Below are 18943 nucleotides of genomic sequence, written 5' to 3' on the forward strand. Positions count from 1 at the left end.
TGTCACATCCCGTCGCCGGACCAGGCGCCCCGGGACCGCGAGCGCACCGGCAGCGTCGAGATGACCGGCTGGTGCGCGTGGTTGTGCTCGTCGTAGTTCTCCGGGTGGCCGCCCCACTTCACCCATTCGCTCGTGGTGTACCAGTTCGTCAGCTCACCGTCCGAGCGGATGATCCAGTCGATGTCGGTCTCGGCGATGAAGTGACCGTGCTTCACCCCGGCGGGACGGAAACAGTACGTATCCTCGTCGATGTCCCCGAAGTTGTACGCCATCCTGCCGCCGAGCGTGTAGAACTCCTCGTAACAGGGGTGATGCGCGAGCCGGTGATCGGTCCAGCCCTTCTTCGCGCGGATCAGCCGGGTGTAGAAGCCGGTCTTCGGGTCGCGGTGCAGCAGCTTGATGTAGAGCGGGGTGAGCGGCCCGACCGACGGCGCCTCGGTCCACTCAATGGTGCTGGCGTCCACGACGGTGACGTCGCTGCCGGCGTCGGTCTCCCGGAGCGAGGTCAGCGGATCGAAGCCGCAGTCGCCGTACTCCCGCCAGTGCAGGATCCGGGAGCCCTCGCGAATCTTGATCCAGTCCATCGCGTTGCCTTTCGGCACCTGGACGTAACCGCCGGGACCGAGCTCCTGGCCGCCGTAGGTCAGCGAACCCTCCACCACGTAGAACTCGGTGTCCGCGTGCACGACGCCGGCGCCACGCCCCCAGTCCGACGTGGCGTGCAGCGACAGCGACGACGAGCCGTCCTCCTCGTCCGTCGACAGGCGGCGCTCCAGGATGGCGCCCTCGCCGTACGGCAGCTCACCGGCGTGGAAGATGTAGTCGTCGGAGTGGATCAGCTCCACGTGTGCCCTCACGGCGTACTCCTCAGCTCGCGTTTCAGGATCTTGCCGGCGGCGTTGCGGGGTAGCGCCGCGACGGCCCGGTACTGCTTGGGAACCTTGAATCCGGCCAGCCGCTCCCGCAGATACGCCGCCAGCGCGTCGGCGGCGACAGGTTCCCGGCTGACCAGATACGCGACGACCCGCTCACCCCAGCGGTCGTCCGGCTCGCCGACCACCGCGCACTCGACGACGGCCGGATGGGTGAGCAGGACCTCTTCGACGTCGCGCGGGTAGACGTTCACGCCACCCGTGATGATCACGTCCTTGACCCGGTCGACGATCGAGATGAAGCCCTCCTCGTCGCGGATCACGATGTCGCCCGAGGTGAGGAAGCCGTCCTCGGTCGTGCAGGCGGCCGTGGCGGCCGGGTTCTCGTGGTAACCGTTCATCAGGTACGGCGAGCGGCTGTACAGCTCGCCGGGCTGACCCGGCTCGACCGGGACGCCGGCGGAGTCCATGATCCGCACCTCGGTGCCGAACCACGGGTGGCCGACCGTCCCGGCCTTGCGCCGGGCGTCCGGCGGCCGCAGGTTGGTGACCACGCCGGCCTCGGTGGAGCCGTAGAGCTCGTGCACCCCGACGCCGGGGAACGCCTCGAACACCCACTCCTTGAGCACCCTGGGCAGGGCGGCCGCGTTGAAATAGAGGGTGTCCAGCGTGGGCAGGTCCGGGATTCCGGAGAACGCGTCACGCATCAGCTGCGCGTGCGTCGGCACCAGGAACACCGACTGCGCGCCGTCCCGGGCGATCATGTCGATCAGCGCGTCCGGCTCGAACGACCGCAGCATGCTGACCGTGGCCCCGCAGTAGACGGCGGCGTAGGCGAACGCGAACCCGGCGCCGTGATACATCGGCGCGACAGCGATCGTCCGCCGGCCCGGCCCGATCCCCCACTCCAGCGCCGTGGCATAGAACGTCAGCGACCGCGACCGATGCGAGATCAGCACGCCCTTCGGATCGCCGGTGGTCCCGGCGGTGTAGGCGATGCAGAAGGGTTCCCGTTCGTCGACGGGCACCCACGGATCCACCGCGGACGCCGCGCCGATCCACTCCTCGTACGAAGGCCCGAGCTCGCGACCCCCGATGCACACGACCGGCCCGGCGAAGTCGGGCACCGCGGCAGCCAGGGCCGCGTCCGCGATCAGCACCCGCGCCCCGGAGTGCCCCAGGATGAACGACACCTCGGGAGCCGTCAGCCGGGGATTCACCGGCACCAGCACGAGACCCGCCTTGGCGATCCCCGCGGCGATCTCCGGATACTCCAGGCGATTGCCGCAGAGCACGGCCACCCGGTCACCCGGCGCGAGCCCCAGACCGAGCAGCGCGCACGCCAGCCGCGACGACCGGGAGTCCAGCGCCGCGTAGGACAGCGCCCGGTCCCCGTCACGCACCGCGATCACGTCCGGGGTGGCCCGGCCGAACTCCCGCACTCCACCAGCGATCGTCAGATCAGCACCACCGGGCCGCAACATGCGAGAATGGAAACACCGTTTCCATTCTCACCGCAAGAGGTGATCTCCAGGAAAGTCGCCGGCCCGGCCGAGCTGGGCGGGCACGGCCTCCAGCCCGAGCTGCTCGCCGATCCAGGCGCCGGTCCCGGCGGCCGGCGTCACGTCCACCCCGGTCGCCAGGCCGGAGCGGTTCAGCAGGTAGGCCAGGTCCTCGGTGGCGATGTTGCCGGTGGCGGCCGGCGCGAACGGGCATCCGCCGATCCCGCCGAGACTGGCGTCGAGGGCCACGAAACCGGAGGCCACGGCGGCTGTCGCATTGGCGTACCCGGTGTTGCGGGTGTTGTGGAAGTGAGCGCGCAGCGGCACGCCCGGCGCAACCCCGCGCACGGCGTCCGCCAGCTCGCCGACCTGGATCGGGACGCCGACGCCGATCGTGTCGGCCAGGCAGATCTCGTCGACCGGCCCGGCCTCACCGGCGACCGAGCGCACCCGGTCGACGGGCACGACGCCGGTGAACGGGCAGCCGAACGCCGCGGCGATCGTCAATGTCACGAAAAATCCGGCATCGCGGGCCCGTTCGGCGACCGCCCGGAAGGCACCGAGCGATTCAGCCGTGGACATCCCCTGGTTCCGGCGGGAAAACTCGTCGGAGGCGACAACTACATAGTTGATCTCGTGAGGCCGGGCCGACCCCTCGAGCGCCAAGGCCCGATCCAGGCCGCGCCCGTTGAGGACCAGCGCGACATATCGCACGGGCGAAGACCGCGGCACCGCCCGCAGCACCTCGGCGGCGTCCGCCATCTGCGGCACCCGATCCGGGCGGGCGAACGCGGCGACCTCGATCCGCCGCAGGCCGGCGGCGATGGCCCGCTCGACATAGGCGACCTTCACCGCCGTCGGCAGCACCCGCTTCTCGTTCTGCAGCCCGTCCCGCGGACCCACCTCGACGATCTCCACACCCACACCCCGCCCGTTCCATCTAGCGAAACACTGTTTCGCAAGGATAGGGTGAACCGCATGATCGGACCAATGAGCAATTTTCAACCTGACCTCGGGCCCGAAGCTGCCAGGCCGTCGCCCGGCGCCGGCAAGCGAGGCCCTCGTCACGTTGAAAAAGGCTCACTCGCTGACATCCGCGTCCTGGAGACCGGAACCCTGCTCGCCGGCCCGTTCTGCGGGCAGCTCCTCGGCGACTTCGGCGCCGAGGTGATCAAGCTGGAGGACCCCGGCAAGGGTGACCCGATGCGCCAGTGGGGCCGGGAGAAGCCGCACGGCCAGTCGCTCTGGTGGCCGGTGGTCGCCCGCAACAAGAAATCCGTCACCTGCAACCTGCGTACGGCCGAGGGTCAGGATCTGGTCCGCAAGCTGGTGGCGAAGGCCGACGTGCTGCTGGAGAACTTCCGGCCCGGCACCCTGGAGCGCTGGGGGCTCTCCTACGAGGAGCTGTCGACGATCAACCCCCGGCTGATCCTGGTCCGGGTGACCGGTTACGGCCAGTCCGGCCCGTACTCCCCTCGCGCCGGCTTCGGCTCGATCGGCGAGGCGATGGGTGGCCTGCGGTACGTGACCGGCGAGGCCGACCGGGCGCCGTCGCGCAGCGGCATCTCGATCGGCGACTCGCTGGCCGCGACGTATGCCGCGTTCGGCACGCTGGCCGCCCTGCACGCCCGGGAGCGCACCGGCCGGGGCCAGGTCGTCGACTCGGCGATCTACGAGGCCGTCCTCGCGATGATGGAGTCGCTGATCCCGGAGTGGGGCGTGGCCGGCTACCGCCGCGAACGCACCGGACCGATTCTGCCCAATGTGGCGCCCAGCAACGTCTACCCCGCCGCCGACGGCACCGACGTGCTGATCGCCGCGAACCAGGACACCGTCTTCCGCCGCCTCGCCGACGTGATGGACCGCCCCGAACTCGCCGCCGACCCGCGGTACGCCACCCATGGCGCGCGCGGCGAGCACCAGGCGGAACTCGACGCGCTCATCTCCGCGTGGACGGCAACCGTCCCGTCCGCCAAGTTGCTCGCGCTGCTGCACGAGGCCGGCGTCCCGGCCGGCGGCATCTACACGGCCGCGGACATCATCGCCGACCCGCACGTCCAGGCGCGCGAGGCGGTCATCACCGTCGATCACCCGGACTTCGGCCCGATCCCGATGCAGAACGTCGCCCCGCGCCTGTCCGCCACGCCCGGCGAGGTGAAGTGGGCGGGACCGGCGCTCGGTTCCCACAACGCCGAGGTCTACTCGGGCATCCTCGGCCTGAGCAGCGACGAGCTGGCCGGCCTGAAGGAGCGGGGCGTGATCTGATGCCACCGTCGGAAATGGCGCTGGACGCCGACTACGCCTCCGCCGGTTTCGCCCGCCGCCTCGGCTGGGGCACCCGCCCGGCGGTCCTGCTGATCGATGCGGCGCTGGCGTACACGGCGCCGGAGTCGCCGCTTCACCTGGAAACCGGCCAGGCCGCGGCCGACGCGATGGCCGAACTGTCCCAAACGGCCAGAGCCGCGGACGTCCCGGTCCTCTGGACGACCGTCCGCTTCGCCGACGAGTCCTGCTCCGAAGCACCGCTGTTCGCCGCCAAGGTCCCCGCCCTGAAGGTCTTCGCCGCCGGCAGCCCGCTGGGTGGGTTCGCCCCGCCCCTGGCACCCGCGCCCGGCGAACTCGTCGTGGTCAAGCACTACGCGAGCGCCTTCGCCGGCACCTCCCTGGCCGCCTGGCTCGCCTCCCACTCCATCGACACCCTCGTCATCGGCGGCTTCTCCACCAGCGGCTGCGTCCGCGCCTCCGCCCTGGACGCCCTCCAGCACGGTTTCCGCCCGATGGTCGTCCGCGAGGCCTGCGCCGACCGTGCCCCCGCCCCCCACGAATCCAACCTCTTCGACCTGAACGCCAAATACGCCGACGTGGTCACCCTCTCCGAAACGCTGCAAAACCTGACAGGGTACGCCCGAACCAGTCCCCAACCGCACCAGGATCGTCCCGCAGCACCGGCCGACTGACGCCCCTTCCGCCGGCGCTTCCCGCCGCCGGCCCCGGCGCCCCCTCCCGCCTAACCCGCGTGTTGACTTCCGGTTCAATCCGCACCCCAACTCAACACACCGCCCCCGAACCACCCCAGCGTGTGGAACTCGGGCGCGCTCCGCACCCCAACTCAACACGCCGCCCCCGGGTCGCCCGAGCGTGGGGAATTCGGGCGCCGCTGCACCGTCTCGACCGCGTCTGACGCCCAGTTCACCGCGAATGTCTGCAGCGCGCTGCCGGGCTTTCTGGTGCCAGGCCGTCACTCCTCGTATCGGGGGACGGTAAGAGGATGCCGCTCATCGTCGCGGGCCGCGATGCCCGCCATCGACCGGACGTACTGCGCGGCGGTGATCTCACCGTCGAGCAGCTGAACGCAGAGCACGCCTTCCAGACTCTGCGGGCCGAACAGCGCCTCCGGGACGATCAGCGGCTCCGCCGCGGCCTGCGCGTCCGCGCGTATCCCGCGCACCGCGAGCACACAGGCACCGGCCAGAACGAGGATGAGCAGGGACAGGATCAGCATCGCCACCGCCTTCATCGGTCACCGCGGGGCAGTCACGCCCCGCCCACGACAGAGAGAACGGATCACAGCGCGTGATGGTTCGAAGAAATCATCCGAGTCCCACGGCGGCGATCATGAGCGGCAGCAGGAGCAGGATCAGCAGCCCGCCGAGGATGTCGAAGGAGATGCCGGAGCGGATCATCGTGGTGATCGGCACGACGCCGGAGCCGTAGACGATCGCGTTCTGCGGCGTGGAGACCGGCAGCATGAAGCCGAACGAGGCGGCGAACGTCGCGGCGAGGGCCGGGACCAGGGGATCGACCCCGGCGGCCACGGCGATCGGGATGACGATCGGCACGACCACGGCCGCCGACGCGGTGTTGCTGGTGGTCTCCGAGACCACGATCGCCAGCAGCACGGCGAACGCGGTGATCGCGAGCGTGCTGGACAGCCCGAGCGCGTCGGCGCTGGAGGTGCCGATGGTCTCGGCAAGCCCGGTGTCGGCCAGCAGCGAGCCGAAGATGATGCCGGTGCCGAAGAGCAGGATCGTGCCCCAGTCGATGCGGGCCGCGTCACTCCAGTTCAGCGTGAACTCGCGCCGACCCCAGGAGGTCGGCAGCAGGAAGAGCAGCGAGGCGCCGAGCACCGCCACGATCCCCTCGTTGAGCCGGCCGCTGACCGTGTCGTAGACGCTGGACTCGGTGCCCCAGAAGACCGCGACGACGCCGGGCGTGATCCAGAGGGTGACCGTGACCACGAAAGCGATCAGGGTGTTGCGCTCGGCCGGGGAGAACTTGCCGAGCTTGGCGCGTTCGCCTGCCACGTACTCCTCGACGCCCTCGATCCGGCGGATCTCCGGCTTGTTCAGCAGCAACAGGACCACGGCGAGGATCACGAACATGCCGAGGCAGATCGGCGCGGCCACGGCCATCCACTCGGCGAACGAGATCTTCGTACCGGTCGCCTCCTCGATGAGTCCGCGACCGATCAGGTTCGGGGGCGAGCCGACCGGGGTCAGCAGGCCGCCCACGCTGGCCCCGTACGCCAGCATCAACATCAACGCCGCACCCACCCGCAGCCGGGTCGGATCGAAGTCGGCGGCCGCAAGGCCGCGGTCCTGCATCATCTTGGCGATCACCGCGAGGATGCCGAGGGCCGTGGGCAGCAGCATCGCGACGGTCGCGGTGTTCGAGACGAAGGCCGACAGCAAGCAGGTGATCGCGCCGAACGCGATGATCACCCGCGCGGTCGAGCGGCCGACGCCGGGCAGCGAGAGCACCCGGAACGCGAACCGGCGGGCCAGGCCGTGCTTCAGCATCGCCTGGGCCAGGATGAACGCGCCGATGAACGTGAACACCGTGGACGATCCGAACGGCGCGAGCACGTCGGACGCGGGCGCCACCCCGAAGATCACGATGAGCGCGACACCGATCAGCCCGCCGATCGGGATCGGGACCGCCTCGCTCACCCAGAGCACGATCACCGCGAGCAGGACGGCGGCGAGGACCTGCTGACTCGGGCGGATGCCGAGCGGGAGGGCCAGGAAGATCAGCAGGACGACCGGGGCGAGGAACAGCCCGATCGTGCGCCGGCCCCGCTCGAAGCGCTCCTCGGCCGGGGAGAGCCGCTGCTCGCCGAGACTGCGGTAGGTCGAGCCGCCGAGCAGCCGTTCCTCGACATCGGTGCGCGCTCCGGGTGTCCTCTCGGGTGCCCCTTCGGTGGTGGACATGCCGACTCCCTCCCGATCACTGATCTACATGCCTCGATATTAGGCCCAGACCACGTTCGAGTACGAGGTATGTCCTAAGTTTACCGATTTTGGATATTGTCCCGATGTGTCCGGTAAACGTGCTAAATACCCTGCGCTGCATTTGACGCGTTATCTCCGAGGGGCCTGAACCCTTCACAGACGCTCGTCGATGCAGGGAGACCGATGACGTACGACTACGACGGCTTCAGCCGCCTCGCCGGCGACGCCGATCCGGTGCCGGGACCGGAGTACCGGGTCCGCCTGCGGACACTCTCCCGGCGGCGGCCGATCCGTTCGGTGCTGATCGCCGGCTTCGCCTTCGCGTTCGAGTCGACGTTCTTCGGCTGGCTGCTGTCCTCGATGGAACTGCCGGAGCGGCGCACGGCCATCACCGCCGTCATGATCGCCGCGACCGCGCTGATCGAGCTGTTCCGCCTGGTCAACGTCGTGACGCTGTGTCTCGCCACGTTACGCGCGCGCGACCCGGTGCCGGTGCCGCCGGACGCGAAGCTGCGCGTCGCGTTCCTCACCACGATCGTTCCCGGCAAGGAGCCGCTGGAGATGGTGGAGAAGACGCTGCGGGCCGCACGCCGGATCCGCCACCCCGGCCGGTACGACGTCTGGCTGCTGGACGAGGGCGACGACCCGCAGGTCAAGGCGATGTGCCGGGACGTCGGCGCCCGCCATTTCAGCCGCAAGGGCGTGACCCGCTGGAACACCGAGGCCGGCGGCTTCAAGGCGAAGACCAAGCACGGCAACTACAACGCCTGGATCGACCGGCACGGCGCCCGCTACGACGTGTTCGTCTCGGTCGACCCGGACCACGTCCCGCTGCCGAACTTCTGCGAGCGGCTGCTCGGCTACTTCCGTGACCCGGACGTCGCCTTCGTGATCGGCCCGCAGATCTACGGCAACTACGACAACGTGATCACCCGCTGGGCCGAGTCGCAGCAGTACCTGTTCCACTCGCTGCTCCAGCGCGCCGGCAACCGGCTGGGCATCCCGATGCTGGTCGGCACGAACAACGCGGTACGCATCGCCGCGCTGAACTCGATCGGCGGCCTCCAGGACTCGATCACCGAGGACATGGCGACGAGTCTCGTCGTGCACAGCACGGCGAATCCGGTCACGAAAAATCGGTGGAAGTCGGTATACACGCCGGATGTTCTGGCGGTCGGCGAGGGGCCGTCCTCCTGGACCGACTACTTCAGCCAGCAGCACCGCTGGTCCCGCGGCACCGACGAGGTCTGCGTCGCCCAGTTCGCTTCCATGATCCGCCGGCTCGGCATCCTGCGCACGCTGCACTACGGCCTGCTGATGGCGTACTACCCGCTGACCGCGGTGGCCTGGCTGCTCGGCGCGACCACCGCGGTCCTGCACATCGTCCTCGGGGTGCGGGGTGTGCAGGTGCCGCAGCAGGTCTGGCTGATGCTCTATGTGGACGCCGCGCTCTTCCAGGTCGGCCTCTATCTCTGGAACCGGCGGCACAACGTCAGCCCGCACGAGGCGGCCGGCTCGTCCGGGCTGGCCGGCATGCTGCTCTCCACGCTGTGCGCGCCGATCTACGTCTCCTCGTTCCTGCAGGCGGTGCTGCGCCGCCGCGCCGGTTTCGTGGTGACGCCGAAGGGCGACTCGGCCAGCCCGGATCGCCTGCTCACCTTCCGCACCCATCTGCGCTGGGCCGCGTTCTACGCCGCGCTGCTGGTCGTCGCCGTGCTCACCGGGCGCGCACACGGCCTGATGTGGCTCTGGCCCGCCCTCAACCTGGCGCTCTGCCTGGCTCCGGCGGCGATCTGGGCGGCACAAAGCAGACAGGCGCAGCGCCGGCCCGCCGAAGTACCCCCGCCCGCAGTCGAGAAGAAAGAACCCGTGGAGACCTTCGCATGACCCCCCGAACCCGGCCCACCGCCGCCCGGCGGCTGCTCACCGCCCTCACCACGATCCTGTGCCTGGCCGTCGTGGCCGTGGTGAACCGCCCGATAGTGGTCCTCGCGACCGACCGCTATCACGAGTTCGCCATCAACCGGCTGCCCTACAAACAGACGCACGGCCACTGGTCGCTGCTGCCGGTGCCGGCCGGCTTCAGAATCAACGCGATCCACGCGGCGCTGCTGAAGACCGGCAAGGTACTGATCATCGCGGGGTCCGGCAACAACCGGGAGCGGTTCGAGGCCGGCACGTTCCGGACGATCCTCTGGGACCCGCGCACCGACCGGTTCTCCGACGTGCCGACGCCGACGGACATCTTCTGCGCCGGGCACACGTTCCTGCCCGACGGCAAGCTGCTGGTCGCGGGCGGCACGAAGTCGTACGAGGTCCTGGCGTCGGACATCACGCACGCCGCCGGCGTCATGAAGATCAAGAACGAGTCGCCGGACTTCGGCGCCCGGGCCTTCCCGAAGGGCACCCGGTTCGAGTCGGAGGACGGCCGGATCTACCAGACCCGGACCGACGTGAGCGTGCCGGCCGCCACCAAGATGTGGCACGGCACCCAGACCATGGTGCACGCCGGTGAGGTCGAGGTCTGGGTGGACGCTGTCGAGCCCGGTGACGCCCCGGTCGTGAAGGAGCCCGCCCAGTACAAGATCCAGGGCCTGACGGGCGACGACACCCGCAACCTGTACGGCGTCGCCGACAAGATCAGCCGGGAGAAGCAGGAGTACGGCGGGGACAAGACGTCGTACGAGTTCGACCCGGATACCGAACGCTACGTCCGCACCGGCGACCTGGTGAAGAACCGCTGGTACCCGACGCTCGCGCCGCTGCCCGGCGGTGACGTGCTCGCCGTCTCCGGCCTCGACCAGTTCGGCCGGATGATCCCCGGCGTCAACGAGCGCTACCAGGTCAAGAAGAAGAAGTGGGTGGCCGTGCCGCAGCTGCGCCGGACCTTCCCCACCTACCCGTCGCTGTTCCTCACCGAGGACGAGCGGCTCTTCTTCTCCGGCTCGAACGCCGGCTACGGCTCGGCCACCGAGGGACGCACACCCGGCCTGTGGGACGTCAAGAAGAACAAGTTCCAACCGGTGCACGGCCTGCGCGACGGCACGATGACCGAGACCAGCACGTCAGTGCTGCTGCCACCGGCACAGGACCAGAAGGTGATGATCCTCGGCGGCGGCGCGGTCGGTGACTCGCCGATCTCCACGGCCCGGACCGCGATCGCCGACCTGGCCGATTCCCGCCCGGTCTACCGGCCCGGTCCGGACCTGCCGCACCCGGCGCGCTATCTGAGCTCGGTGGTGCTGCCCGACGACACGGTCTTCACCAGCGGCGGGTCGTCCGGTTACCGGGGCGGGCCGTACCAGGGGCGGCAGCGCAGCGACCTGCACACCGCGCAGATCTACGACCCGAGGAAGAACGCGTTCCGGGAGGCGGCGGCGCCCGCTGTCGGCCGCAACTACCACTCCGAGGCGCTGCTGCTGCCGGACGGACGGGTCGTCACGATGGGCAGCGACCCGATCTACGACCGGTCCGGCAGGAACCCCGGCACGTTCGAGCAGCGGATCGAGATCTACAGCCCGCCGTACCTGTTCCGCGGTGACCGGCCGGTCGCGCCGGCCGGGCCGGGCCTGATCGAACGCGGGAAGAAGGCCTCGTTCGCCACCCCGGACGCGGCGCGGATCCAGTCGGCGCGCCTGGTGCGGCCGAGCGCTGTCACCCACGCGACGGATGTGGACCAGCGCTCGGTGGCTCTCGGCGTGACGCGCACGCCGGGCGGCATCACCGTGTCGATCCCGCCGAAGCGCGGCCTGCTGCCGTCCGGCTGGTACATGCTCTTCGTGACCGACGGCGAGGGCACGCCGTCGCCGGCCCGATGGGTCCGGGTGAAGTGACCGGGCCCTAGTTGGTGGCCAGCTCCAGGGCGTACTCCGGCCACCACTGACCGGCCGGGGGAGCTCCCGCACGGCACGCGCCGTCGGACTCCCCCGGCCGCTTCACCCACAGGTACGCGTCGACGAGCGGCTGACCGGTACGCATCGTCGGCGCCGGCCCGAGAGCCCGCCCCGGCGGATTGCACCAGTGCCCCTCGGCGTCCCGCCCGTCGATCGCGGCCGGGCCGTTCCCGTTCCGGCTGGTGTCGATCACGAACCGCTTGCCGCCGAGCCGTTCCGAGATCCGCGTGCCGTACTCGACGTTCGCCTCGGTCGTCTCGAAGTTCGCCACGTTCAGGCTGAAGCCGTCCGCCTGCCGCACCCCCGCCTCGACCAGCCCCGCCGCGACCCGGTCCACGTCGCGCACCCAACTCGGGTTGCCGCCGTCCAGATAGACCCGCACGCCCGGCCCGGCCTTCAGCGCGGCGACCGCCTCGGCGAGCAGCGCGTACCGCTCGGTGGCGTCCGGCCCGTTCACGCAGCCCTGCAGGACGTGCGTGACAGCGTCCGGCTCCAGCACCACGATCGCCCGCGAGTCGCGGATCGCCGCGGCCAGCCCGGCGATCCAGCCGCGGTAGGACGCCGCGTCCGGCGCACCGCCACCCGAGTGCCCGCCGCAGTCGCGCTGCGGCACGTAGTAGGCCACGAGCACCGGGACGCGCCCGCTCGCGGCGGCCGCGGTGACCAGGGCGTGCGCCTTCTCCGCGTACCCGGGCGCGCCGTCGGCGAACCAGACCGCGGCCGGCGACTCGGCGATCCGGCGCATCGCGGCGGCCTCCTCGACCCGCCCGGCGGCGGTCCACGCGGCGACCTGGCCGGCCGGTGGCGCGTCCGGCTCCACATAGAACTCCCCGGCCGCAAGCTCATCGGCAGCAGTGGAGGACTCGGCGGTGGCGGTGGGTGACGGCGCCACGTCGGGATCACCGGCTGTGCAACCGCCGAGGGCGACAAGTGCGGCGAGACCACAGAGGGCAGGCAGAGTTCTCATCCGGACAAACGGTACCTTCCCCCTAAATGATCACTGCACCGAGCGCGCCACCCCGGTCGCCTCTTCCAGGGTCCCGAGTCCCTCCAGCCGGTAGGTCAGGTTCTGGGCCGACGACCAGACCAAAGACGGTCCGGAGAGGCGCGTCGTCGCGGTGCGCGCCACCCCGTCCCGGCCGACGTAGGTCAGCGGATGCGGCTCCGGCAGCCAGATCGCCAGTGGCGCCACCGCGCCGAGATCCACCCATTCGGCGTTCGGGGCGGTCTTCAGGAACCCGCCCTCCAGGGCGCCGTCGAACTGCTCGAACCGCACCGTCCCGCCCCGGTAGAGCATGGTCACCACCCGATCGGCGAGCACCACCTCCTCCGGCTCACCCAGCGACGCCGGCGTCAGGAGCGGGAACGCCGCCAGGCGACGGGCCTCCTCCAGGCTGGACGATCGGCTCGACGGCAGCGGGGACGGGTCCGCCGGGATCGGGCGGGACGGGTGCTCCGCCCGTACCTCGATCCCGGCCACCCGCAGAAGATCGCCGACCACCTGGACCACCGCCGCGCGCGCCGGGGCGACAAACGCGACCGCGGCGATCAGCGCGGCCACCGACGCGGCGATCGCCAGGCGCACGCGGCCCCGTCGCGGCGCCGGCGCGGCGAGGCGCGCCCGGACCGCGTCCCTTTGATCAATTGCCGGGGGTACGCGCAAAGCCCGCCCCAGCTCCCGTAGTTCCCGAGTCAGCTCGTCGTCAGGCACCGGGCGCCTCCCGCATCGGCATCCGGTCCCGCAGGCGGGTCAGCGCCCGCGAGGTCCGCGACTTCACCGTTCCCCGGGGCAACCCCAGCGTGGTCGCCGTCTCCGCCTCCGACAGATCCAGCAGGTAACGGCAGACCAGCACCTCCCGGTCCCGCGTGTCGAGCGCCCGCAGCTGCTCGACGAGGAACCGCCGCTGCTCCGAGGCCGCAGCCGTCTCGGCCGGATCCGCGTCCAGCGGCAGCGGATCCTCCCGCGCCGCCGCCCGCATCAGCACACCGGCCCGGCGGCGGCGCGACCGGAGCAGGTTGTGCGTCTCGTTCGCCACGATCGCCAGCAGCCAGGCCTTGAACCCCTCACCGCGGTACTGCCGGAGCCGCCGGTACGCCTTCACGAACGCCTCCTGCACCACGTCGTCGGCGTCGGCGCCCGCACCGAGCAGCACCGCGGCCCGGTGCGCGGGCGAGGTGAAGCGGGCGACCAGGATCTCGTACGCGTCCAGATCGCCGCCGCGGGCCCTCGCCACGGCGTCTGCCTCGTCGATATCGATGGCCACCCCCTTCACCACACCCTAGAGACACCGCTGCCCGGGAACCGGTTCCCGCCCGGCGGTGTCTGTGCGGTATGACGACTCGGCGGAACTTCCTTCTGGCCGGAACTCTCGGCGGCGCGCTGGCCGGCGTCGGCGTGGCGGCCACCGTCGCCGGCCGCGGCTCCCGTTCCGGCACGCCCGCGCCGGCTTCCGGCGGCGGTGTTTCCGGCTTCGGTGCTTCCGGCGTCGGTGCTTCCGGCGTCGGCGCCTCCCGCTTCGGTGCTCCCCGCACCGACGTGATCCTCGCCGAGACCGATCGCGGCCTGGTCCGGGTGACCGCCGCCGGCGAGCAGCTGATCGGCTCGGCGGCCATGCTCAGCCACGACGGCCGGCACCTCTACGTGTCGCGCGACGACGGCATGGCACAGCTCGACCCGGTGACCGGGGCGTCCGTCCGCGACATGGCATACGGGGGCGGATGGATGCCCCGGGCGATCTCCGGCGACGGCCGGGTGTGCGCCCTGGGCGAGCGGACCGCCACCGCCGCGGTGCCGGCCGCGCGCCCGCTCTCCCCGATCCTGGTGTCCACACCGGCCGGCCCGCGCAAGTACCCGCTGCCCGGCGTGGTCGAGCCGGACGCGCTGAGCACCGACGGCACCGCCCTGTTCGTGCTGGAATGGCTGCCCGCGACCGCGCCGGACCACTACCGGGTACGCCTGCTCGACCTGGCCACCGGCACGCTCCACCCGCTGAACACCCGCGACAAGACGCCGGTGCCGGCGGGCGCCGAGGAGGAGATGCGCGGCGAGGGCCGGCAGGCGGTGCTCTCGGCGGACCGGACGATGCTGTTCACGCTCTACACCCATCAGCCCGGCCACGCACACACGAGAGACCTGCTCTCCGGCCGTCCCGGCAACGCCCACGCGTTCGTCCACGTCCTGCATTTGACGGACCGCTGGGCGTATTGCCTCGATTTGCCCCACCCGTTCGGCGAAGGCCCGCCGTCCGCGCACGCCCTGGCCGCCGACGGGCGGCACATCGTGGTCGCGGATCTGGCGTCCGGCAAGCTGGCCTACGCCGACCCGCAGACCCTGACCATCAGCCGGGTCGTCGACATCCCGGCGGCACCTCCATTGACCGCCACGTCCAGCGCAGTCCCCGGGTCCGGGGCTGGTGCTGGAGTTGGAGCCGCGCTCGTTGTCGCTCCGGCACGGGTGTTCGTCGGCGGCTTCGACACGGTGACGGTGCTGGACCGGGCCGGCGACGCGGTCGTCGCGCAGTGGCAGGTCCCGTCGCCGATTCACGGTATGGGCATCAGCGCGGACGGACGGCGGCTGCAGGCCGGCGGCGCCGACCAGGTGATGTGCGTGGACACCACATCCGGTACGACTGTCAGCACGACCCTGGTGAGGGGGTTGAAAACGCTACGCCACGTCGGGCCGGCAACCCCGTGACGTGTCGACTCGATGCGGCTCGCGGTGTGGACCCGTCGCCCGCCGCGAGCCGTAGCCCACGCAGGTTCTCCCCGCGCGTCGCCCGCCGCGAGCCGTAGCCCACGCAGGTTCTCCCCGCGCGTCGCCCGAGGCGAGCCGTAGCCCACGCAGGTTCCCCCCGCCCGTCACCCGAGGCGAGCCGTAGCCCACGCAGGTCCTGCCCGCCCTCGCCCTCCCGAGCCGTAGCCAGCGCAGGTCACGCCGCCGAACAACCTGCCTGCGCTACGGCTGGCAGATGCGAGCCGTAGCTGGCGCAGGTCACGCCGCCGAACAACCTGCCTGCGCTACGGCTGGCAGATGCGAGCCGTAGCTGGCGCAGGTCACGCCGCCGAACAACCTGCTTGCGCTACGGCCGAGCCCCGCCAGCCGTAGACGGCGCATGCTATCCGGGCGTGATCACATGTCTGAGCTACGGCCGGCAGGCGCGAGCCGTAGCGCTGGCAGGTCAACCGGCCGAATAACCTGCCTGCGCTACGGCTGACAGGCGCGAGCCGTAGCTGGCGCAGGTCACACCGCCGAACAACCTGCCTGCGCTACGGCGGGCAGATGCGAGCCGTAGCTGGCGCGGGTCACGCCGCCGAACAACCTGCCTGCGCTACGGCTGACAGGCGCGAGCCGTAGCTGGCGCAGGTCACGCCGCCGAACAACCTGCCTGCGCTACGGCTGGCAGATGCGAGCCGTAGCTGGTGCAGGTCATCGGGCCGGGTGACATGCCTGCGCTACGGCTCGACCAACCCGAACTCCACACGCTCCGCGACAACCCTCGCCTGCGTGTGGAAACGGGTGCTTTGGCCGTACCCTATGAGGCTTTTCGGAGGACGTCCAAGAGGAACCATTCGTCCTCGTGGTGGATCACTCGGTCCAGGCCCGGGCGGGCGGCGAGGATCTCGTGGACGTTGTGCCCGTCGTAGCTGCCACCGTTCTCGCGGTCGCGGAAGTGCAGGGAGACCAGGTCACCACCGGGCTCCAGGCGATCGGTCACGCCGGCCAGGAACTGTTCCAGATCGGCGGCGGAGAGGTAGTAGAGCAGGTCGCCGATGACCACCAGGTCGAACGTCTCGTCGGGCATGTCGGCGGGGACCATGGCGCGTTCGACCGTGACGTTCGGCAGGTCGGCGGTGTTCTCGCGGGCCTGCTGGACGGCTTCCTCGACGCTGTCCGTGGCCAGGATTCTGGAGCAGCGCGGGGCCAGCATCCGGGTGAACAGGCCGATCGAGGCGCCCGGCTCGTAGCAGCTGCGGTAGTGCTCGCGGGGCAGGCTCGCCAGGGTCACCGCGTATTTGCGCTGGTTGTGCCACTTGGTGGCGACGTCCCACGGGTCGTCCTTCGCCAGGTAGAGACCGGTGAAGTAGTCCAGCGAGACCGTGGTCTCCGGTGCTGCGGCGTCGCCCTCTGCTCGTGTCACGCCGGAATTGTGCCGAACTCGAGGACGACGCCGCCAACCAGGGTCAGCCGCCGGTCAGGGTCACGTGATCAAGGCCGACGTGCGGTGACGGTCAGTGTTCCGATGCCCGATTCGGCCTGCAGGTCAATGCCGCCGTCGCCGCCGCCCCTGGTGAGCGTCGTGCCCATTGCCACGCCTTTGTCCCGTTTGCCGTAAACAGCGACCGTCCCGGCGCCTTTGCGGAACTCGGCGCGCACCGGGATCTCGCCGGCGGTGCTGATGCGCCAGGTGTTGACGCCGCCGCCCATCAGGATCGGAATCGGACTGCCGGTCTCCGGCAGCGCGAGGGTGGTGCGGGCCGTGCCGCCGAGCAGGTCGAGCCGGCCGAGCGTGCCGCGGGTCAGGTCGAACGTCGCGACCCGGGCGCCGCCGCGCATCCGCAGCGACCAGGTGACGTCCTCGCTGAGCAGGACGTCCACCCGGGCGGACCCCTCCGGACCGGTCGGCTCGACGAAGACCTTGACCGTGTCGCCGTCGAGCTGGGCGCGCGGCTTCACCCCGCTGCCGTCCGGGCTGGTGACCCGGAACCAGCCGTTCGGCCCGGATTCGACGGGCAGGGCGCCGATCGTCACGTTGACCTCCGTGGTTCCGTCCACCAGCTCGAACGTGGCCGCGTCCGGTATCGCGGGGGTCGGGTCCGGCGCCGGCTCGCCGATCTCCACCGGCGGGTTGGCCGGGGTGAGGGCCGCGGGCGGCTGGAACGAGGGCGGACGGGCCTGCTCCTGATCGGTGCGCAGCGCCGCCCAGGCCGCTACCGCACCGATGACGAGGACGACGGCGACCAGCACGGCGGCACGGCGGAACGTGTGGCGCGGGCGCTCGGCGAGATGCAGTTCCAGGGTGGGGCGGGCGGAGCCCGGATAGGCGCCGGCGGCCGACCCCCGGCCGCCACGAGCCTGATCGGCCTCGGCCAGACCGGCCCCGGCACGCGCGGGCCCGGCCTCGGAAACATCGGCCCCGGCACGCGCGGGCCCGGCCTCGGACGGACCAGCGCCGGCACGCGGCGGTCCGGCGCCGGGCAGGCCGGCGCCGGTGCGGGTGGGCTCGGCGCCGGGCAGCTCGTAGTGGTCGGCGACCGGGCCGAGCCGGTGCGGGGCGTCGGGCCAGTACTCGGTGATGTCGGGAAGATCGGCGGGGGTGGCAGGGGCGGCTTGACTGTCCACGCGTGGTCTCCTCGGTCGGCGCGCGGGTGACTCCGGCCGGTAATACGGATCCACGGCCCGATCAGTTCGACTGGGATCGCTCCCAGCCGGATTCCCCCCTTGCACTTCACATCGCTTACCTGTAGATCATTATCGAACGATTAAGTCGCAATGCGCGAAGTGGCCACAGGAAGTGGAATTGATGCCGGAAGATGAGAACGGCCTTCGCGTCGGTGGCTGGGTGCCACCCTATTCCGCTCCCGGGACACCCGGATCGCCCGCCGCCCGGCCCGCGCTCCCCGGCGGGGAACGCCTCGCGATCGGAACGGGACACGGCGCGCCGCCGCATTCCCTCCGCCACCTGTTCATTCTGGCGGCCGCCGCGGCACTGGGCTGCGCGGCCACCGCGCTCGTCGCGCTGAACACCGGCGGGGAGACCCCGTCACCGGTCGCCCAGCAGAGCGCGGCGCCCCACCAGGACTGGCCGGCCTTCCCGCTCGAACCGGAGGAGACGATCTCGCTGCTGCCGGAACCGCAGCCGTCCCGGTCCGGCTCGGCGGCAGTCACACCCGTCACCACCAGGCTTTCGGCACCCCCGCCCACGACGAAGCGGTCACCCTCGACCACGCCGGAGCGGTCACCCTCGCCCACGCCGGAGCCGCCGCCGGCAACGGCTGCGAAGCCGGCACAGCCGGTGTCCCTGACCGCCGGCGCGACCACCGGCCTGGAGATCGCGGACCGGCCCGGCCAGCGGGTGCGGCACCGGGACTTCGCCGGCCGCGCCGACCCGATCTCGGCGGGCAGCAGCGACGCGGACCGGGCCGACTCCCGCTTCGTGATTCGCATCGGCCGGGCGGCGTCGAACTGTTTCTCGTTCGAATCAGTTAACTTTCCCGGATATTATCTGCGGCACCGCGACTTCCGCATCGAGCTGGCCCACGCGGACCGGTCGGAACTGTTCGACGAGGACAGCACTTTCTGCGCCGAGTCCATTCGGAACGGCGCTGCCCTGACGTTGCGGTCGCACAATTATCCGAGCCGTTATGTCGCGGTGAACGGCGAGCGGCTGGTGATCGCCGAGTCGGGGGCGGCCGCGTTCCGTCCGCAGCCGCCCCTGTGACCGGTT

16 protein-coding genes are annotated in these 18943 nt (G+C 71.0%); 6 read left to right on the plus strand and 10 right to left on the minus strand.

Annotated elements, in window-relative coordinates:
• Positions 1 to 2: 2 nt before the first annotated feature.
• Genes AB0F72_RS30985 through AB0F72_RS30995 form a run of 3 tightly spaced genes read right to left on the minus strand, consistent with a single transcriptional unit; the run spans position 3 to position 3292 of the window.
• On the minus strand, positions 3 to 857 hold the full coding sequence (locus AB0F72_RS30985; protein ID WP_360438489.1) for a DUF4437 domain-containing protein: 855 nt from the start codon (positions 855 to 857) through the stop codon (positions 3 to 5).
• Entirely contained in the window at positions 854 to 2356 is a 1503-nt protein-coding gene (locus AB0F72_RS30990) for an AMP-binding protein (RefSeq protein ID WP_360438492.1), read from the minus strand. The genes AB0F72_RS30985 and AB0F72_RS30990 overlap by 4 nt, the downstream gene beginning before the upstream one ends.
• A 27-nt stretch (positions 2357 to 2383) precedes the next feature.
• A complete protein-coding gene (locus tag AB0F72_RS30995; RefSeq protein WP_360438495.1) occupies positions 2384 to 3292 on the minus strand; it encodes a hydroxymethylglutaryl-CoA lyase in 909 nt (302 codons plus the stop codon).
• 72 nt (positions 3293 to 3364) lie between these two features.
• Between AB0F72_RS30995 and AB0F72_RS31000 the strand changes: the two genes are divergently transcribed.
• Both AB0F72_RS31000 and AB0F72_RS31005 read left to right on the plus strand, forming a co-directional pair.
• Complete coding sequence (locus tag AB0F72_RS31000) at positions 3365 to 4639, plus strand: CoA transferase (protein ID WP_360438498.1); 1275 nt, start codon at positions 3365 to 3367, stop codon at positions 4637 to 4639.
• A complete protein-coding gene (locus AB0F72_RS31005) occupies positions 4639 to 5331 on the plus strand; it encodes an isochorismatase family protein (protein WP_360438501.1) in 693 nt (230 codons plus the stop codon). The genes AB0F72_RS31000 and AB0F72_RS31005 overlap by 1 nt, the downstream gene beginning before the upstream one ends.
• Positions 5332 to 5612: 281 nt before the next feature.
• Here AB0F72_RS31005 and AB0F72_RS31010 read toward each other — a convergent pair whose 3' ends face one another.
• Both AB0F72_RS31010 and AB0F72_RS31015 read right to left on the minus strand, forming a co-directional pair.
• Complete coding sequence (locus AB0F72_RS31010; RefSeq protein WP_360438503.1) at positions 5613 to 5876, minus strand: hypothetical protein; 264 nt, start codon at positions 5874 to 5876, stop codon at positions 5613 to 5615.
• An 88-nt stretch (positions 5877 to 5964) separates the two neighbouring features.
• Positions 5965 to 7584, minus strand: coding sequence for a DASS family sodium-coupled anion symporter (locus AB0F72_RS31015; RefSeq protein ID WP_360438506.1), 1620 nt, complete (start codon positions 7582 to 7584; stop codon positions 5965 to 5967).
• 204 nt (positions 7585 to 7788) lie between these two features.
• Between AB0F72_RS31015 and AB0F72_RS31020 the strand changes: the two genes are divergently transcribed.
• Positions 7789 to 9492: a glycosyltransferase gene (locus tag AB0F72_RS31020; RefSeq protein WP_360438509.1), complete on the plus strand. Its 1704-nt coding sequence runs from the start codon at positions 7789 to 7791 to the stop codon at positions 9490 to 9492.
• Entirely contained in the window at positions 9489 to 11438 is a 1950-nt protein-coding gene (locus AB0F72_RS31025) for a galactose oxidase early set domain-containing protein (RefSeq protein WP_360438512.1), read from the plus strand. The genes AB0F72_RS31020 and AB0F72_RS31025 overlap by 4 nt, the downstream gene beginning before the upstream one ends.
• Before the next feature lie 7 nt (positions 11439 to 11445).
• Here AB0F72_RS31025 and AB0F72_RS31030 read toward each other — a convergent pair whose 3' ends face one another.
• Genes AB0F72_RS31030 through AB0F72_RS31040 form a run of 3 tightly spaced genes read right to left on the minus strand, consistent with a single transcriptional unit; the run spans position 11446 to position 13762 of the window.
• Positions 11446 to 12465: a glycoside hydrolase family 6 protein gene (locus tag AB0F72_RS31030; protein ID WP_360438515.1), complete on the minus strand. Its 1020-nt coding sequence runs from the start codon at positions 12463 to 12465 to the stop codon at positions 11446 to 11448.
• Between the two features lie 30 nt (positions 12466 to 12495).
• A complete protein-coding gene (locus tag AB0F72_RS31035) occupies positions 12496 to 13209 on the minus strand; it encodes a hypothetical protein (protein ID WP_360438518.1) in 714 nt (237 codons plus the stop codon).
• Positions 13202 to 13762: an RNA polymerase sigma factor gene (locus AB0F72_RS31040; protein ID WP_360438520.1), complete on the minus strand. Its 561-nt coding sequence runs from the start codon at positions 13760 to 13762 to the stop codon at positions 13202 to 13204. The genes AB0F72_RS31035 and AB0F72_RS31040 overlap by 8 nt, the downstream gene beginning before the upstream one ends.
• Before the next feature lie 68 nt (positions 13763 to 13830).
• Here AB0F72_RS31040 and AB0F72_RS31045 point away from each other — a divergent pair, with 68 nt between their 5' ends.
• Positions 13831 to 15192, plus strand: a complete 1362-nt coding sequence (locus tag AB0F72_RS31045) for a hypothetical protein (RefSeq protein ID WP_360438523.1) — start codon at positions 13831 to 13833, stop codon at positions 15190 to 15192.
• Between the two features lie 838 nt (positions 15193 to 16030).
• Here AB0F72_RS31045 and AB0F72_RS31050 read toward each other — a convergent pair.
• Positions 16031 to 16636: a class I SAM-dependent methyltransferase gene (locus AB0F72_RS31050; RefSeq protein ID WP_360438526.1), complete on the minus strand. Its 606-nt coding sequence runs from the start codon at positions 16634 to 16636 to the stop codon at positions 16031 to 16033.
• Positions 16637 to 16704: 68 nt separating this feature from the next.
• On the minus strand, positions 16705 to 17838 hold the full coding sequence (locus AB0F72_RS31055) for a hypothetical protein (RefSeq protein ID WP_360438529.1): 1134 nt from the start codon (positions 17836 to 17838) through the stop codon (positions 16705 to 16707).
• A 181-nt stretch (positions 17839 to 18019) separates the two neighbouring features.
• Between AB0F72_RS31055 and AB0F72_RS31060 the strand changes: the two genes are divergently transcribed.
• Positions 18020 to 18937, plus strand: a complete 918-nt coding sequence (locus tag AB0F72_RS31060) for an AbfB domain-containing protein (protein WP_360438532.1) — start codon at positions 18020 to 18022, stop codon at positions 18935 to 18937.
• Positions 18938 to 18943 lie beyond the last annotated feature (6 nt).

Origin of the sequence: Actinoplanes sp. NPDC023936 (assembly GCF_040639325.1) — a bacterium.
Lineage (GTDB): Bacteria > Actinomycetota > Actinomycetes > Mycobacteriales > Micromonosporaceae > Actinoplanes.

Coding starts and splice junctions, on each gene's coding strand:
- AB0F72_RS30990 (WP_360438492.1), bottom strand. CDS start 2,356: ATGTTGCGGCCCGGTGGTGCTGATCTGACGATCGCTGGTGGAGTGCGG.
- AB0F72_RS31000 (WP_360438498.1), top strand. CDS start 3,365: ATGAGCAATTTTCAACCTGACCTCGGGCCCGAAGCTGCCAGGCCGTCG.
- AB0F72_RS31005 (WP_360438501.1), top strand. CDS start 4,639: ATGCCACCGTCGGAAATGGCGCTGGACGCCGACTACGCCTCCGCCGGT.
- AB0F72_RS31010 (WP_360438503.1), bottom strand. CDS start 5,876: ATGCTGATCCTGTCCCTGCTCATCCTCGTTCTGGCCGGTGCCTGTGTG.
- AB0F72_RS31015 (WP_360438506.1), bottom strand. CDS start 7,584: ATGTCCACCACCGAAGGGGCACCCGAGAGGACACCCGGAGCGCGCACC.
- AB0F72_RS31020 (WP_360438509.1), top strand. CDS start 7,789: ATGACGTACGACTACGACGGCTTCAGCCGCCTCGCCGGCGACGCCGAT.
- AB0F72_RS31025 (WP_360438512.1), top strand. CDS start 9,489: ATGACCCCCCGAACCCGGCCCACCGCCGCCCGGCGGCTGCTCACCGCC.
- AB0F72_RS31030 (WP_360438515.1), bottom strand. CDS start 12,465: ATGAGAACTCTGCCTGCCCTCTGTGGTCTCGCCGCACTTGTCGCCCTC.
- AB0F72_RS31045 (WP_360438523.1), top strand. CDS start 13,831: ATGACGACTCGGCGGAACTTCCTTCTGGCCGGAACTCTCGGCGGCGCG.
- AB0F72_RS31060 (WP_360438532.1), top strand. CDS start 18,020: ATGCCGGAAGATGAGAACGGCCTTCGCGTCGGTGGCTGGGTGCCACCC.